The organism is Kitasatospora arboriphila (assembly GCF_039528095.1).
Classification (GTDB): domain Bacteria; phylum Actinomycetota; class Actinomycetes; order Streptomycetales; family Streptomycetaceae; genus Kitasatospora; species Kitasatospora arboriphila.
Window position 1 is genome coordinate 1 of the sequence record NZ_BAAALD010000015.1, and the last position, 15791, is coordinate 15791.

General features: G+C 74.8%; 14 protein-coding genes. 4 read left to right on the plus strand and 10 right to left on the minus strand.

Features of this window, described 5'->3' with window-relative positions; all coding sequences use genetic code 11:
* The 10 genes from ABD353_RS10800 to ABD353_RS10845 form a co-directional block, all read right to left on the minus strand.
* Positions 1–188 (minus strand): hypothetical protein (locus tag ABD353_RS10800; RefSeq protein WP_344623292.1); only part of this gene is annotated, 188 nt, incomplete at its 3' end.
* Positions 188–2449, minus strand: a complete 2262-nt coding sequence (locus tag ABD353_RS10805; RefSeq protein WP_344623293.1) for an Hsp70 family protein — start codon at positions 2447–2449, stop codon at positions 188–190. The genes ABD353_RS10800 and ABD353_RS10805, both read right to left, overlap by 1 nt.
* Before the next feature lie 372 nt (positions 2450–2821).
* Positions 2822–3646, minus strand: a complete 825-nt coding sequence (locus tag ABD353_RS10810) for an RNA polymerase sigma factor (RefSeq protein WP_344623294.1) — start codon at positions 3644–3646, stop codon at positions 2822–2824.
* Positions 3647–4194: 548 nt separating this feature from the next.
* Positions 4195–4671, minus strand: a complete 477-nt coding sequence (locus tag ABD353_RS10815; protein WP_344623295.1) for a hypothetical protein — start codon at positions 4669–4671, stop codon at positions 4195–4197.
* A complete protein-coding gene (locus tag ABD353_RS10820; RefSeq protein WP_344623296.1) occupies positions 4668–5684 on the minus strand; it encodes an SCO0930 family lipoprotein in 1017 nt (338 codons plus the stop codon). Before ABD353_RS10820 ends, ABD353_RS10815 begins: the two co-directional genes overlap by 4 nt.
* Before the next feature lie 149 nt (positions 5685–5833).
* A complete protein-coding gene (locus ABD353_RS10825) occupies positions 5834–7270 on the minus strand; it encodes an NADH-ubiquinone oxidoreductase-F iron-sulfur binding region domain-containing protein (protein WP_344623297.1) in 1437 nt (478 codons plus the stop codon).
* Positions 7267–7926, minus strand: a complete 660-nt coding sequence (locus ABD353_RS10830; protein ID WP_344623298.1) for a ferric reductase-like transmembrane domain-containing protein — start codon at positions 7924–7926, stop codon at positions 7267–7269. The genes ABD353_RS10825 and ABD353_RS10830 overlap by 4 nt, the downstream gene beginning before the upstream one ends.
* A gap of 310 nt (positions 7927–8236) precedes the next feature.
* Positions 8237–9622, minus strand: coding sequence for a DUF1996 domain-containing protein (locus ABD353_RS10835; RefSeq protein WP_344623299.1), 1386 nt, complete (start codon positions 9620–9622; stop codon positions 8237–8239).
* A gap of 70 nt (positions 9623–9692) precedes the next feature.
* Positions 9693–10355 carry a DUF4142 domain-containing protein gene (locus tag ABD353_RS10840; RefSeq protein ID WP_344623300.1) on the minus strand — a complete coding sequence of 221 codons (663 nt, stop codon included), beginning with the start codon at positions 10353–10355 and terminating at the stop codon, positions 9693–9695.
* 260 nt (positions 10356–10615) lie between these two features.
* The gene (locus ABD353_RS10845; protein ID WP_344623301.1) at positions 10616–11383 is read right to left on the minus strand and encodes a PucR family transcriptional regulator; all 768 of its coding nucleotides are present in this window, start codon (positions 11381–11383) and stop codon (positions 10616–10618) included.
* A 489-nt stretch (positions 11384–11872) separates the two neighbouring features.
* Here ABD353_RS10845 and ABD353_RS10850 point away from each other — a divergent pair, with 489 nt between their 5' ends.
* The 4 genes from ABD353_RS10850 to ABD353_RS10865 form a co-directional block, all read left to right on the plus strand.
* Positions 11873–12781: a LysR family transcriptional regulator gene (locus ABD353_RS10850; protein ID WP_344623302.1), complete on the plus strand. Its 909-nt coding sequence runs from the start codon at positions 11873–11875 to the stop codon at positions 12779–12781.
* A gap of 130 nt (positions 12782–12911) precedes the next feature.
* Positions 12912–13067 carry a hypothetical protein gene (locus ABD353_RS10855; RefSeq protein WP_344623303.1) on the plus strand — a complete coding sequence of 52 codons (156 nt, stop codon included), beginning with the start codon at positions 12912–12914 and terminating at the stop codon, positions 13065–13067.
* Between the two features lie 44 nt (positions 13068–13111).
* Positions 13112–15289 (plus strand): heavy metal translocating P-type ATPase, encoded by a 2178-nt coding sequence (locus ABD353_RS10860; protein WP_425555128.1) that lies wholly within the window; start codon positions 13112–13114, stop codon positions 15287–15289.
* Positions 15286–15791: copper chaperone PCu(A)C (locus tag ABD353_RS10865; RefSeq protein ID WP_344623305.1), on the plus strand; the 506-nt coding region annotated here is incomplete at its 3' end. The genes ABD353_RS10860 and ABD353_RS10865, both read left to right, overlap by 4 nt.

Genomic DNA, 15791 nt, shown 5'->3' on the forward strand with positions numbered 1-15791 from the left:
CGTACGAGCAGCCGGAGTCCCTCGTCGAGCCCGAGCAGGACGAGCGCCGTCAGGACGGCCGCGGCGGCCAGCGCGGACACGGTCCGCGAAGCGGCGGCCGCGGTCAGCAGGACGGCGACACCCAGGGTCTCCGTCCCGCCCTCGGTGAGGAGCAGGATGCGGGGCGCGGACGACTCGGCGAGGTCCATCACAGGGCTCCGTTCAGCATGGCCAGCCCCGCGAACAGCAGGGCGCACCAACTCGCGGCCGGCAGGCCCGAGGCCCTGGTCCGCGGTGCCTCCGCCGCGAGGGCGAGTCCGGCGGCCCCGCCGGCGGCGGCCAGCGCGCCGGCCAGCACGACGACCCAGTCGTCGCGCACCAGCAGGTCCGCCGCGAAGGGCATCGCGGCGAGGGCGGCCAGCCCGGAGACGAGGGCCGTCCGGGCGAGTGCGGGTCGCCCGCCGAGCAGGCCGCGCACCAGCAGGGCGGCCGCGGCGGCGGCCGCCAGGCAGGGCAGCAGCACCAGCAGGGCCAGTTGCGCGAGGCTCGCGCCGTACTCCCAGCGCGGCGCGAGGACGGCGCAGCCGGTGGCGCCGGCGGCGAGCACGGCACCCACCAGTCCGCCGAGCCAGCTGCGCCAGTCCACGGAGGCTTCGGCGCGGCGCTTGCGGCGCAGGGCCAGGGCGGCGGCGACCGCGGCCGTCCCGAGCAGCAGCAGTCCGAGCATCTCGAAGCCGTAGACGAGCGGGCCCTCGTCGAACGGCGTCCGGAAGCCGCCGTACGCGTAGTCGTCGCTGTAGCCGTAGCCGTAGCCGCGGCCGCCGGGGAGGTCGGCCGCCCAGCCGATGCCCGCCAGGGCCAGCGCGAGGGCGGCCGGGACGGCGCGGGCGGCGGAGCGCGGCACTCCGCGGACGGCGGCGGCGCTGCCGGCGACCAGCGCGACCAGGGCCGCGTAGCCGATCAGCAGGAGGAGCCCGTCGACCGGGCCGGTGCCGCCGGCCAGGCCGAGCAGTCCGTAGCCGAGCGGGACGGCGGCGAGCAGGGCGAGCACGGCTGTCCTCGTCCGGCCGGGCCAGGCGGGGCGGTCGGGGGCCGGCGGCGGGGCCGTGCCGCCCGGTGCGGGCGGCGGTGCGCCGAGCGGCTGCACGGCGAGCAGCCACTCCCCCGGGCCGACGACGGCGCCGGGCCGGGCGAGTTGGCCGACGACCGTGCCGGGGCCGTCGGCGGTCAGCTCCCAGAGGCTGCCGTCGGGCAGCCGCACCGAGCCGAGCGTCCCGCCGGCCGGGTAGTCGGTGCCGGGGTCCACCGTCCAGCCGGTCAGCTCCGCCGAGGCGGCCGGGAAGGTCCAGGCCAGCGGGCGGGTGTGGGCGGGCGGTTCGACGGGCACCAGGCGGCGGTCGGCGGCGCGGGCGGCCCAGGCCGCGGCGCCGTGCACCACCGCCAGGTCCGGGTCCTCGACCAGCCGCAGCGGCCGGTTCAGCCGTTCGGTGAGCAGGGCCCGGACGGCCGGGATCCTGGTGGTGCCGCCGACCAGCAGGACGGCGTCGACGTCCTTGGTCCGCACCGCGTGGTCGGCGAGCAGTTGCCGGCAGCAGGCCACCGTCCGGTCCAGCAGCGGGCCGACGAGTTCCTCGAGTTCGCCCCGGGCGACCCGGCTGGCCGGCCCGAGCGGGGTGAGGTAGTCCTCGACCTGGCCGGCCTCGGTGAGCTGGTGCTTGAGCCGGCGGACGAAGTCGCCGAGTTCCAGCCGGGCGCGCAGGGCTCCCGCCCCGCCGGCGCCGAGCAGCGGTTCCAGCCAGTCGCGGCCGCGTTCGCGGATCCGGCCGGCCAGCAGGGCGTCGATGTCCCGGCCGCCGCAGTCGTCGAGTGCGGTGTGGCCGAGCACCTCGGGCATGCCGTCCGGGCCGATCCGCACCAGGGCGGTGTCGAAGGTGCCGCCGCCGAAGTCGTAGACCAGCACGGTCTGCCCGGGGGCGAACGGTTCGCCGGCCACGGCGGCGTGCGCGGCGGCGACCGGTTCGGCGAGCAGTTCGACGCTGCGGAACCCGGCCTGGCGCCCCGCCGCGAGCATCGCCTCGCGGCGCGGGTCGACCGGCCCGTACGAGGCGGGCACCGTGACCACCAGGCGGTCGATCTCCGTACCGGTGACCGTGCGGCCCTGGCTGCGGAACTCGGCGAGCACGGCGGCGACCAGGTCCGTGACGGGGAGGAGCCGGCCGCCGAGCGGGACCGGGGCCCGTTCGCCGAGGTCGCGTTTGAACTCGGCCCGGTAGGAGCCCGGTTCCGCCCGTTTGCGGTTCTCCGCCGCGGACCCGACGAGCAGTCTGCCGTCCTCGCCGACGGAGACCGCCGACGGCCACGACAGCAGTCCGCTGGACGGCTCCTTCACCAGCCGCTCGCCCCGGTCCGTCACCACGGCCGCGGCCGAGGAGGACGTCCCGAAGTCCACCACGAGCACCGGCGCTGCCATGCCCCACCCCCTGGACGCATCCGGCCGGTCACAGAGCGTGCCGGTCTGGATGTGCCGCGAGACTAGCAGCGCGGAATCCTCCGGTTCCGGCGCTTCCCGGCCCCCGGGGGACACCGATGCGATCTCGTAATCGACCGTCCACGCAAGGATGTTGATGGACCGTCAGACAATGTGAGCGAGTCGTACCGATCTCGTCGGACACGGGAGCGGGGGCGCTGCGGGCCGGACGGGCCGGCGGGGTTCCGCCCCGGTGCCGCCCGGGGACCGCGACCATGGGGACGGGCCGCCGGTGCCGCCCGTGCGGGCCGGGCCGGCACCGGTGGCGACCGTGGCGGCCGGGGCGGCCGGGCAACCCGCCGAGGTCAGCAGGGGTCAGCAGGGCGCCACGGCCTCGGGCCCGATGGGTATCAGGGACGAGGTGACGATGCGGCGGTTGGCCTGGCGGAACTCCTCGGCCACCCGGCCGCAGCTCAGGCACTCGTCGAGGTGCCGCGCCAGCTCCCGTCCGCGCCGCCGGCCCGGGCGGCGCACGGCGCCGGCCAGCAGCGAGGTGAAGTAGCGGCACTCCAGGCCGGTGCCCTCGTCCACGTGCGCCCGCAGGTACGCCTCGCGCAGCCCGGACCGGGCGCGGGCGGCGAGGGAGCGCACCCCGCTCGGCGTCATGCTCATCCGCTTGCCGACGGTGGCGGCGGACTCGCCCTCGACCACGAAGAACCAGAGCAGCACCTGCCAGCGCTCGGGCAGGGCGCGGAAGGCCCGCGCGATCAGCTCCGCCTCCTCGGCGGCGAGCTGCGCACCCTCGGTGGCCGTCTCGTCGGCCAGGTGGTCGGCCCAGCTGTGGAAGTCCTCCGGCAGCAGGACGCGGTCCGTGGTCTGGGCGCTCCACTCCATCGCCGTCCGGCGGACGCACGCCTTCAGGTACGGGCGCCAGGCGTGCCGCGGCCCTCGGCCGCGGGCGACGGAGTGGTAGGTGCTGGCGTAGGCCTCGGCGGCGAGGTCCTGCGCGGTCTGCAGGTCGCGGCAGTAGCGGCGGGCGTAGGCGAGCACCGCGCCGTGGTGCCGCGTGAACACCTCGGCCATCACCTCCCGGATGCGGGAGGTTCCGATCGGGGTCGGGGCGGCGATCGCCTCCGCGAGTTCGGCGTCGCTCAGCGCGCTCAAACCGGACTCGGGGGTACTACTGGTACGAGGGGTCACCCTGTTCCTCCTCAGCTCTGGCCTTCTCACGGGGGGAGTTCGCGGGGCCTGGCCGGCGTGTCGGCCGCACGGGCCGGGACGGGGAACTGCCTGGACGAAAGGCATCGACGGCGTTTCACTGCTGGGACCGTCGGGACGGTGTGGCGGAAGGGCCACAGCACACCAGTCCCACGGGTTTCAGTGCAACAGTCTTCAAAACGGCAGCGCGCCGGACGATTCCGGATCCGAATGTGGGGGAATCGCGTGCATCGCGTCACGGCTGCGTCTCGGTGCCGCCGGACGCGCTCCCACCGCTGGTGGGCGCGCCGGACGACACTCTGGCGCGACCGCGTCAAGTGGAACGGCCGCGAAAAGTGCGGAAAGTTCATACAGCATTTGCATGGTTGAGCGCCCCCGGCCGGCTCCTTGTGTGACAGAGTGTCAGCAATTTGGGTGACGCTCCGACACATCCCGTGCAGCGCACAGCGACAACACGCGTGCAAGAGGGCGGGGTCACCCCCGGCCGCTGCCGGCGGTGACCCCGCCCTCTGGTTGCTGTGCGTGCCCGGCTACCCCCCGCCGGTGTGCTCGTGCGTTGCGCTGTGGTCGGCCCCGTTCACCACCTTTCCGCCCAGGAGGCCGTGGAGTTGGTCCGCGGTGGCGTCGGAGAGCACCACCACCCAGTCGTCGCCCACCAGATAGGACCCGCCGTAGGCCTCGGCCTCGGTGATCCAGGCCTGCTGGGCCCGCACCTCCGGGAAGGTGGCGATCCAGATCTCCTCCCCGCCCGAGGTGCACAGGCCCTGGCGGAGGTCGGCCGTGTCCGCGGTGATCTCGGCCGTGCAGCCGATCCGCCGGGCCAGCAGCTCCACCGAGTTGCCGGCGGGGCGCTGGGCGGCCTGCGAGGTGCCGGCCAGTCCTCCCGGCCCCCAGAGGAGTTCGAAGACCCCGAGGAGGAGCAGGAGGACCAGCGCGGACCACTTCAGCGCGGTGCGGACGGAACGGCCGTCCCCGGGCGGCGCGAGGGCCGCGCTCAGGGCCCTCACTTGCCGGCCGCCGCCTTGCCCTGCGGGTTGATGGCCGTCCACAGGCCGTTGGCCAGGCCGTTCCCGAGCGCGTCGCCGGCGCTCTTGTCACCGGTGTAGAGGTAGGCGGGCGTGCAGTTGATGCTCAGCTGCCAGGAGCCGTCCGAGCGCTGCATCTTGCCGACCAGCTTCGGGTCCACGCCCTTGATCTTCTTGGGGTCGACCGGCGGCGCGGGCGTCCAGGTCTTGAGGCACTCCCCCTCGCAGTTGGACTTCATCGGCCAGGCGGTGTCCTTGCCGAAGTGGTAGAGCGTCATGCCGTTGGCGTCCACCATGATCGGGCCGAGCTGCGGGTGGTTGAAGATCGAGATCTGCACACCGGCCGGGGCCTGCTGGGTCATCGACGGCATGGCGGTCGGCTGCGCGGTCGCGGTGGGCGCCGCGGTGGCGCCGCCGGCCTTGGCCTTGCTCCCGTCCGGCGCCAGGGCGTGCCAGGTGCCGCCCACGCCCTCGCCCTTGGTGTCACCGGGCGCGGAGTCCTGCGCGTAGCGGTAGGCGGGCCAGCCGCCGACCGTCAGCTGCCGCGAGCCGTCGGCCCGGGTGATCTCGCCGAGCTTGCCGGCGTCGACGCCGGTGCCCGCCGTGGTGGCGTCGTCCTTCAGCACGGGCGGCCAGGTGGTGGCACAGGTCCCCGCGCAGTTGGACGCCGGCGGCTTGGCGGTGTCCTTGTCGAAGCGGTAGAGGGTGAAACCCTCGCCGTCCGTCAGCACCGGGCCGAGCTTCTCGTCGACGCGGACGGCCAGCTGGCCGCCCGGCTTGCCCGCGGTGCCCGCCGGCGCGGAGGACCCGTAGTCGCCGTAGGCTCCGCCTCCGCCCGCCGGGGCCGGGGTGCCGCCCGCCGCGGCCAACTGGCCGGTGTCGGCCTTGCCGTTGGACGGACTGGCGCTGCTGTTGGCGCTCCCGAAGGCGGCCATGAGCACGAGGCCGGCCAGCAGGAGGCAGACCGCCACGAGGCCGTATCGTTTCGTGGTCATCGTCAAGATCTTCCTTGCCTTTCCATCGGTGGTGCTGTTCGAGGGATCGCTGGTCAAGGTCGTTCGGTCAGGGGTGTCGTAGGTACAGGGGTGTCGTAGGTACAGGGGTGTCGTAGGTCAGGGGTCGTTCGGTCGGGGACGTGCGGGGATCACTGGATCTTCAGGGCCAGCGCCGGGCACCGGTCGACCGCGCGGGCGGCCTGCTGGAGCAGCTCCGGCGGGACGGGCATGACGCCGGCCGCGGGGAAGCCGTCCGCCTCCAGGCTGATGACCTCGGGAAGGACGCTGGTGCACAGGCCGTGCGCCTCGCAGAGGGTCCAGTCCACGACGATCGTCCCGGCGCTCTCCATGACCGGCATGGGGAGCACGTCCTGGACGGGCCGGCCGCAGCCGTACTGGTAGGTGTGCATCTGCAGGTCCTCGTCGAAGACCTCCAGCGCCGAGGCGACGAACCGGGCGGCGGCGTCGGGATGGCTGCACGCGCCCCGACCGGTGACCGCCTTCATCCGGGACTCGACGGCCTCCAGGGCGGGCCGGCCGCCGCCCTTCACCACCTGCTCCAGCTCCTTCACCAGGGCCGGCAGACCGAGGTAGCAGGGCCCGCACTGGCCCGCCGTCTCGTCCGCCAGCCAGCGGGCGACCCGGAGGACCTCACCGAGCGGGCAGGTGGTGTGCGGCAGCGGGAGGAGCGCCCCGGCGCCCAGTGCCCCGCCGAGGCTCTGCAGGGACTGCCGGGAGACCGTCGCCTTGCCGGCGGCCTCGGGGCTGAGCCACTTGCCGTGGTAGCCGCCGGTCAGCACGCCCTGGCCGATCTCCAGGTCGAACAGCGCGAGCAGTTGCGGGAGCGGGACGCCGAGGGGCGTCTCCACCACCTGGCGGCCGGCCAGGGTGAGCAGGACCGTCCCGGGCTCCGACGGGGTGCCGGACTCCCGGTAGGGCAGCGCCCCCAGCCGGGCGGCGACGGCGAGCTGCGCGTACGTCTCGGCGTTGGACAGCAGGGTCGGCAGGCCGCGGACGCCGCTGTCGCTCGTCCGGACCTTGCCGCCGCGCGGCAGGGCGATCCCGCTGGTGATGCCGCGGGCCAGCGAGCTGCCCTCGCCCGAGACGAACCGCTCGGGCAGCCGGGCGACGTTGACCGGCACCCGGGTCGTCCGCCGCTCGGCCAGCGCCCGGCGCAGCGACTGCTCGGTGTCGGCGCGGGTGACCCCGAGGACCACCTGTTCGGCGTCCAGGGCCTCGGCTGCCAGCAGGGCCCCGTCCACGACGAGGTGGGGGGTGCGCAGCAGCAGGGCCGCGTCCTTGAGACAACTCGGTTCTCCTTCCGTTCCGTTGACCACCACGACCGGGCGGGTGCGGCGCCGGGCGGCCGACTTGACGACGGCCCGGAGCTTCCTCGCGAACGGGAAGCCGGCGCCGCCGCGACCCCGAAGGTCGACGTTCTCGGCGAGGTCCGCGAGGTCCTCGGCCTTCATCGGGGACAGCCGGCCGTGGACGACCAGGTGTTCGCGGTAGTCCAGTTGCTCGCTGTGCTCCAGGCCGGCGAAGAGCACGGGCCGGCCGAGCCAGGCGATCGGGGCGCCGCTCATCCGTCCTGCCTGCGTCGTCCGGTGCCGGCGCCGACCGTCGGCCGGCCGGCCGTGTCGGGCCGGACGGCGGTGGCCGGGCGGCGCGGGGCGCCGCGGTCCTGGAAGGCCATCCGCAGCCCGAGGGCCACGATCACGCCGACCACGGCCACGCAGTACATGACGGTGATGTAGGTGGCGGGCAGCCGGCCCGCGTTGAGTCCGTGGACCAGGCCGGCGCCCCAGGCCGGGTAGGCGAGGACGTGGACGATCCGCCAGCGCCGCGAGTCGCCGGTGCGGGCCAGCAGGCCGCGGGCCGCGCCGGCGAGTGCGACCGTGAGGAGCACGTAGCCGGAGAGCACGCCGAGGCCGTAGAGCACCGGCTTCTGCGGGTCGGCGAAGGGGACGAACGCGCCGAGTGCGCCGATCTGGTCCTGGATCAGGTTCATCCACACGTGCAGGACGAGGAAGACCACGCCGCTGATGCCCATCACCCGGTGGATCGCCTGGGCGGCGAGCCGGTGGACGGGGTACAGCAGCAGCCGGTCGGTCGCCGCCAGCCCCCACAGCACGGCGGAGGTGAACGACACCAGGGCGAGCACCCCGGCGGCGATGCCGAGGAAGGCCTGCAGTGCGCCGTTGACGGCGACGGCCGTGAGGCCGAGCCCCGCCGCCAGCACGGGGAGGAACGACCAGACCGAACGGGGCTGCCGGCCGCCGGCCTCGGGCCGGCGCGCCGCGGCCGCGGCGGGTGCCTGCTCGCTGCGCGCGGCCCGGTCCGACCGGTTCGCCTGGCGTGTTCGGGCCGCTCGGCCCGCTCGCGCCGGCCCTGCGGCCGAATGCCAGGATCGGCGTCCTTGACCTGTCAACATCGCTGAGCCCTCCGGCTGTGTCCTTGCTCTGCTCGAATGGCGCCCGGTCCCACCGGGCCGGCCGCGCGAGGGGTCGCGGCCCGGGCCGCCCGGGGTGAGCCCGGGGCGGCCCGACGGATCAGCCGCAGCGGCGACCCTCGTTGATGCAACTCACCATCTGGTCCAGCAGGTTGCGGTTCATCACGTTGATGAAGTCGCCGTGGTCGGTGATCGGGTTGTGGAGCTGCTCGGGGAAGCTGTCGACGGCGAACTTGGCGCCGGACGGCACGTCGTAGGCGACGCGCTCGACCAGCTGGGGGATGGCCCGGAAGTTCCGCGGGCAGCTGCCGTTCTTGGAGAAGGCGGTGTGGGTGCGGTGGTTGGCGCTGTCGATGTTCTTGCCGTCCCAGCAGTCCGGGAACTTCAGCGTCCGCACGACCCGGCTGCCGCCCGGGCAGATCGGGTACTTGTCGGCGAGCTGGCGGTCCTCGAAGCCGGTGCAGCTCCAGGAGGCGTGGGCGTTGGCCGGCCCGTTGGTGAGCGCCTTGGCGTCACCGGTGATGATCCGCAGGAAGCGGGTCATCGGCTGGACGCGGCTGCCGTTCGGGGAGCTGTAGGTGATCCCGACCTCGGCGGGCTGCAGGATGCGTCCGACGTTCTTGTCCTTGCCGCCGCCCGGTGCCTTGGCGTCCTTGTCGTTGGTGCCGTCGAGGAGCCGCAGCACCGGCCAGTAGTAGGCCGACTGGTCGCCGTTGGAGCAGGTGGTGCCGGCGCCGGCGAGCTTCCCGTTGGAGGAGAAGCCGTCGGTGATGCGGTTGCCGACGTAGTCGTGCATGTGGTGGGCGCCGTTGCTGACGCCGGGCGCGACGATGACGTTGTCGGGGTTGAGGTGGCGGTTCTCGTTGCGTCCGCAGCGGGAGGTGAAGGTGCCGGTGGCGGGTCCGCTGCGGGCGGGCCGGGCGGTGTTCGGGGCGACGTTGCGGATGTCGACGAAGCCGCGGCCGGGGCCGGACTTCGACCCGCCGGAGCTCTTGCTCTGCGCGGCGACGCTCTGCGCGTCGTTGGCGTAGTCCTTGGTGGAGGCGTCGACCACCAGGTCCTTGCGGATGGCGCAGTTCGCCAGTCCGGACATGTCCTGCGGCAGGCCGGAGTCCTTTCCGGCGCTCGCGGCGAGCTTGCGCAGGGTGTCGGACCGCTTGGCGGCCAGGTCGCCCATGACCCGCTTCTCGCCGCCCCCCGAGCCGGGCTCGGAGAGGCTGCGGTAGGCGTCCGCGACCTGCACGTCGAGGTCGGCGAGGTCCCGGTCGACGTCCGCACGGGCGGTGTCCGGCACCGCGGTCAGGCCCAGGCCGACGTCCGCGCAGGCGACCGTGCCCGTCTGCCCGTTGGCCTGTTGCGACCTGGAGGGGCGCTGCCCGGCGAACGCGGCCGCGGCGATGACCGAGCCGCCGCCGACCGCCAGTACTCCGGCGAGCAGCAGGGCCAGCATTCTGCGCCCGGCCTTGTCACGTTTGTGAGTCCTCATATTCGCACTCTCGGTAGTCGTGGACAGGGTGTTCACTGCATGTGTCCGGCGCTGCGGACCACCGCTTCGTTCAGCGCTGCCCGGCCGGCTTCGGGCTCGGCGAGGCGGATCCCGCGGGCAGCGCGGAAAGTCCGCCGTAATTGACCAGTCGGGTTTCCTCCAACACCGTCATGTGGTCGAGCACCGTGGAATTCGCCACGGTCGCCAGATCCCGGACGGTGGAATTCTGGGTACTGGCGCGCACCTGCGCGACCACCGCGAAGACCTGCCCGTGGGCATTGCGCACGATGTTCGCGAAGAGCCGGTCGAACTCGGCGCCCTGGGCCGCGTCCAGCTGCTGCAGCCAGCCCTTCTGCTGGTCGTTCGGCTCGCTGGGGACGTCCATCCCCAGGGCCGCGGCCGCCTCCAGGTCGGCCCGGTCGAGCGCGGTGTGCCCGTCGACCAGGTGCTGGCCGGCGGTCTTGACCTCGGCCGTGCCGCCCTTGGCGAGGGCCATCCGGCCTGCGGGGATCTCCCAGAGTCCGGCCAGCCGGACCCGTTTGACGAAGTCCCGGTCGAGCGCCGTCAGCGGACCCGTCGCGGTCTGCGTCGTCGTTCCCGGCGCAGCGCCGCCCGCCTGCGGTGTCCGGTAGGAGCCCGCCGACTTCACGACGGGGACCACCAGCGCGGTCACCGTGGACATCATGGCCACGATGATCGCGAGCGTGGCGAACGACCGCGGGAGACGGCTCACCCTGGGAAGGCCGTAGACGCCTTTCTCGGTTCCGCGTTTCTTCCTGGAAGATGACATCGGTTTCCTATCACGCCGAAGAGGGTGATCGCACCGGCCGCCGCCGGAATTCCTTTTCGGACGGTCCCGGCGACCGCGGTGAAAACCCTACGGAACGCGGGGGCGCCCCGTCGGGGAATTCATCAACAATGGACAGATATGGCGACGGCCAGGGACACCGGTCGAAGGTCACGGAATCCCGGGGCGGTCGGGGCGCGCAGCACTCACCGGCTGCGGCGGACGTCCTGGCGGGGGCCGAACGTCCGGTGCGGGGGCAGTTCCTCCGCTCTGCGGCGCAGCCGCGCGCACTCGGCGGCCGTGCCGTGGATCTTCAGGGCCAGCAGGATCTCGAAGCGCGCCTGCGAGGTGCGCAGGCTGCTGCCGAAGATCCGCTCCAGCTTGCGGAGCCGGTACCGGACGGTCTGCGGATGGATGCGCAGCAGCACCGCCGCCTCGGTGGCGCCGCCGCCCTCCAGCCAGGCGAGCAGGGTCTGCTCCATCCGTTCGCGCTGGCGCGGTGTCAGGTCGTTCAGCCGACCGAGCCACTTGGCCGACAGGCGGCCGGCCAGCAGCGGGTCCTGGAGGAGGAGCACCTCGGCCAGGTGGTCCTCGACGAAGAGGAGTTCCCCTGCACCGTCCGGCCACTGCGGGGACAGCGAGAGCAGGGTGCGGGCCCAGCGCAGCGAGGCTCCGGCGTCGGACCGGGAGACCACCGGGCCGACCACGGCCGCGCGGCCCTGCAGCCAGCGGGTGAGGTTGCGGCGCATGCTCGGTGCCGGGTCCGGGATCAGCAGGTAGGGCTCGGGTCCGTGCAGGTAGGCGACGACCTTCGCGGTGGAGAGTCCGGGCGGGGGCGGTCCGGGGACGGCGGAGAGGGCCACCGCCTGGACGACTCCGGGGCCGGCCTGGGGCCGGGGCTTGTCGGTGGGCGCGGAGGGCGGGCGCCGGACGAGTTCGCCGCGGCCGCCGCCGGGCAGGGTCAGTGAATCCACGACGCCTCCTTCCACGGCCTGCCGGGCCTGCACCGCGGGGGGCGGTCGCCGGACTTCGCGGCGTCGGCGCGGCGGCCGGCCGGGGCGGGTGTCCGCCGCACGGATGCGCCGGACGGGGAATGCACTGCCGGTCGACCGCTGGGGCAAGCGTGCACCGGACCACCTCCCGAGGAACTGCCGGCCACGGGCGGGCCGGTCATCGTGAGAAGAGGGCCGGATCGAGGTTTCGTCCCGCGCCTTTGCCAATCCTTTGCCATTCGCCGGGTTCCGGGCCCGGACGCGACCCGGGGCGTCGCGGCGGCCGCCGACCGGCCCGACCGCTCGTCAACCCGGGTGCGGAGCAAGGAGAACGGGCGCACACGACCTGTTGATCTTGCAGGTGAACCGCCTGTGACACCGGCCCGGTGCACGGTACATTGCCGTACCGGCCGGTACCGCGGGCTGCCGCGCCGACCCCTGTGTCCCAACCCTCCGGACGCGAGCGAGGCCATGATGCGACTGAACCTCAACCAACTGGCGGTTTTCGCGAAGGTCATCGAGTGCGGGGGGTTCTCGGCCGCCGCACAAGTGCTGTTCCTGAGCCAGTCCTCGGTGTCGAAACAGGTGCAGAACCTGGAGATAGCCCTGCGGACCCAGCTGGTCGACCGCTCGGGTCCGAAGATCCGCCCCACCCTGGCGGGCGAGATCCTGCTCGCGCAGAGCAAGGAGCTGCTCGCCGTCGCCGACCACGCCGTCGAGGCCGTCCAGGCGGCGGCGCTGCTGCGGACGGAACCCCTGGTCATCGGCAGCACCAGCACCGTCAGCGGCCAGTTCCTGCCGTCCGTCCTGCGGGAGCTGCGGCGCCGCGAGCCGGCCGCCCAGTTCAACCTCGCCATCGGCACCGCCGACCAGCTCGCCGAGGCGCTGGAGGAGGGCCGGACGGGCATCGGACTGAGCGGCGGCCCGCTGCCGCCCGGCCGGTACCGCTCCGAGCGGCTCGCCGAGGACGACATGCTGCTGGTCTGCCCGGCCGACCACCCGCTCGCGGGCCGGACCGCCACCCCCGCCGACCTGGCGGGCGAGACCTTCCTGCTGCGCGAGTGCGGCTCGCAGACCCGCCGCCAGCTCACCGACCTGCTGCACAGCTGGGAGCTGACCGGCGCCCGCACCCTCGACCTGTGGGGCACCGAGGGCGTCAAGGAGGCCGCCCGGATCGGCCTCGGCGTCGGACTGGTGCCGCGCTGCTCCGTCCGGCTGGAACTCCGGCACGGCGTGCTCGCCGAAGTCCGCGTCCGTCCGGCGCCCGAGCGCCGCGCCGTGCTGGTCAGCTGGACGCTGGCCCGACCGCTCACCGCCTACGAGCAGATGCTCCTCCCCCTCCTGCGGGACGTCGCGGGCACGGCGGCGAAGGCGGCGTGACCGCGGTGCAGCTCCGCCCCGGTCGGCCCGATCCTGGGTGCCCGGGAACTCACCGCCGGCCCGCCCCGACTGCTGGGGTGTGGAGACTTCGGAGCCGGGTACCCGGCCGCATCGTGTTCTGACGGGCTTCGTGCTGCTGCTCGTCCTGGTGTTCGGCGGGGCGTTCGCCCTGGGCAGGGCCGTCGGCCCGGTGGCACCGGGGCTGCGGCCCGCCACCGGCGGCACGCCCGGCACCGGCCATCCGGGCGGCGGCATGCCGGGCCATGCGGCGGGGGCGGCCCGGTGAGCGCCGCGACCGGCCGCGTGGTCACCGACCTGGCCGTGGGCGGCATGACCTGCGCGGCGTGCGTCGGCCGGGTCGAGAAGCGGCTGGCCCGGATCGACGGCGTGACGGCGACGGTGAACCTGGCCACCGGCCGCGCCCGGGTCGTCCATCCGGCCGGCGTCCCGTTCGCCGACCTGGCAGCCGCGGTGGAACGCGCCGGCTGCACCGCCGCGCCCCTTCCCGACGAACCGGTCGGGGCCGCGCCGACGGACGGGGACGACGACGGGCTGCTCCGCGCGTCCGTCACGGCCGCCCTCGCCGTGCCGGTGCTGACCGTGTCGATGGCACCCGGGCTGCAGTTCCCGGCCTGGCAGTGGGTCTGCTTCCTGCTGGCCGTCCCGGTGGTGACCTGGGGCGCGTACGGGTTCCACCGCCGGGCCTGGCACCATCTGCGGCAGGCGACGGCGACCATGGACACCCTGGTGAGCCTGGGTGTGCTGGCCTCCTTCGGCTGGTCGGCGTACGCGCTGTTCCTCGGCGGCGCCGGCGCGGTCGGCATGCGGATGCCGTTCTCGCTCACCGCGGACCCGGGCGGCGCCGCCCACCTGTACCTGGAGGCGGCGGTCGGCGTGCCGCTGTTCGTGCTGTGCGGCCGCGTCCTGGAGGGGCGGGCCCGCCGCCGCGGCGGATCGGCGCTGCGGGCGCTCGCCGAACTGGGCGCCAAGGAGGTGTGCGTCCGTGCGGCGGGCGTCGAACGTCTCGCCCCGGTGCGCGAGTTGCTGCCCGGCCAGGAGTTCGTCGTACGGCCCGGCGAGAAGGTGGCCACGGACGGCGTGGTCGTCGAGGGCGGCTCGGCGCTGGATGCCAGCCTGCTCACCGGTGAGAGCGTGCCGGTGGAGGTCGGGCCGGGCGACCGGGTCACCGGTGCCACGGTCAACGTCGGCGGTGTGCTGGTGGTGCGCGCCACCGCCGTCGGCGCGGACACCCAACTCGCCCGCATCACCGCACTGGTGACCGAGGCCCAGACCGGCCGGGCGCGGGCGCAGCGGCTGGCCGACGCGGTCGCCGGCGGGTTCGTGCCGTGCGTGCTGGCGGTGGCCGTCTGCGTGCTGGGCTTCTGGCTCGGTGCCGGTGGCGCTCCGCAGGCGGCGGTCACGGCGGCGGTGGCGGTGCTGGTGGTGGCGTGCCCGTGCGCGCTCGGGCTGGCGACGCCGACGGCGCTACTGGCCGCGACCGGCCGGGGCGCCGAGCTGGGCGTGCTGGTGCGCGGGCCCGAGGTGCTGGAGGGGCTGCGCCGGATCGACACGGTGGTGCTCGACAAGACCGGCACCCTGACCACCGGGCGGATGGAACTGGTGGAGGTCACCACGGCGCCCGGCGTCGGCGAGGCGGAGGTGCTGCGGCTGGCCGGGGCGGTGGAGCACGGCTCGGAGCATCCGATCGGGCGGGCGGTGGCCGCGGCGACCCGGCTGCGCGGCGGGGCCGGGCTGCCTGCGGTCGACGGGTTCGCGGCGACGGCGGGCCTCGGTGTCCGGGGGACGGTCGAGGGCCGGCGGGTGCGGGTCGTCCGTCCCGACCGGGTGACGGTCCCGGGCGGGCGACTGCGCACGGCGCTCGCCCGCGCGGAGTCGGCCGGCCGGACGGCCGTGGTGGTGGAGCTCGACGGCCGGGCGGCGGCCGTGCTGGCGGTGGGCGACACGGTGCGGCCGGGCAGTTGGCGGACGCTGCGGCGGCTGCGCGACCTGGGGCTGGAGCCGGTCCTGCTGACCGGCGACCGGCCGGGCCCGGCCCGGGCCGTGGCGGCCGAGTTGGGCATCACCGCGGTGCACGCCGCGGCCTCGCCGGAGCGCAAGGCGGAGGTGATCGCCGGGCTGCGGGCGGCGGGGCGGCGCGTGGCGATGGTCGGGGACGGCGTCAACGACGCGGTGGCGCTGGCCTCGGCGGATCTGGGCGTCGCCCTCGCGGGCGGCACCGACGCGGCGATCGGCGCGGCCGGGCTGACGCTGGTCCGCGGCGACATCGAGTCGCTGGTGGTCGCGGTGCGGCTGGCCCGGCGCACGGTGGCGGCGATCCGCACCAATCTGGTCTGGGCGTTCGGCTACAACGCCGTCCTGCTGCCGATGGCTGCCCTGGGCCTGCTGAATCCGATGCCGGCGGCGCTCGCGATGTCGGCGAGTTCGCTGCTGGTGGTCGCCAACAGTCTGCGGCTGCGCACCTGGCGGGCCTCGCGGGGTGTCCGGTGAACCGGGCGGCGGTGCTGCCGCCGGCGGCCGCGGTGACGGCGGCCCTGGTGCTGCTGAGCGCCTGGGCGTCCGCCGGCCGGGCCGGACGGCCGGAGCCGGTCGTCGCGGGCGAGGGCCGGATCCTGGTTCCGGTGGCGGGCGCGGTCCGGCCGGTGGCGACGGCCGCGTTCTTCGTGCTGCGCAACCCGGGCGACGTGCCGGACGAGCTGACGGGGGCGAGCTGGGGCCCGACCGGCCGGGTGGTGCTGAAGCGGCACGTGCACCGCGGGGCGACCGGCAGTTGGGAGCCGGTCGCGGGGCTGGCCGTGCCCGCCCGGGCCGAGGTACGGATGTCGCCCGAGGGGGTCGACCTGCTGGTCGTCCGCCCGCCGGCCCTGCGCGCCGGGGAACGGGTGGAGTTCACCCTGCACTTCCGGCACGGCCCGGACGTCAGGGTCCGGGCCGTGGCGGTGGCGCCGGGGGGGGGCGGGGGGGGGGGGGGGGGGGGCCGGGGGGGGGGGCG

What these genes read in the sequence shown, in the direction of transcription:
- ABD353_RS10835 (WP_344623299.1), bottom strand. Translation starts at nt 9,622, where the DNA reads ATGAGGACTCACAAACGTGACAAGGCCGGGCGCAGAATGCTGGCCCTG.
- ABD353_RS10860 (WP_425555128.1), top strand. Translation starts at nt 13,112, where the DNA reads ATGACCTGCGCGGCGTGCGTCGGCCGGGTCGAGAAGCGGCTGGCCCGG.
- ABD353_RS10825 (WP_344623297.1), bottom strand. Translation starts at nt 7,270, where the DNA reads ATGAGCGGCGCCCCGATCGCCTGGCTCGGCCGGCCCGTGCTCTTCGCC.
- ABD353_RS10850 (WP_344623302.1), top strand. Translation starts at nt 11,873, where the DNA reads ATGATGCGACTGAACCTCAACCAACTGGCGGTTTTCGCGAAGGTCATC.
- ABD353_RS10820 (WP_344623296.1), bottom strand. Translation starts at nt 5,684, where the DNA reads ATGACCACGAAACGATACGGCCTCGTGGCGGTCTGCCTCCTGCTGGCC.
- ABD353_RS10805 (WP_344623293.1), bottom strand. Translation starts at nt 2,449, where the DNA reads ATGGCAGCGCCGGTGCTCGTGGTGGACTTCGGGACGTCCTCCTCGGCC.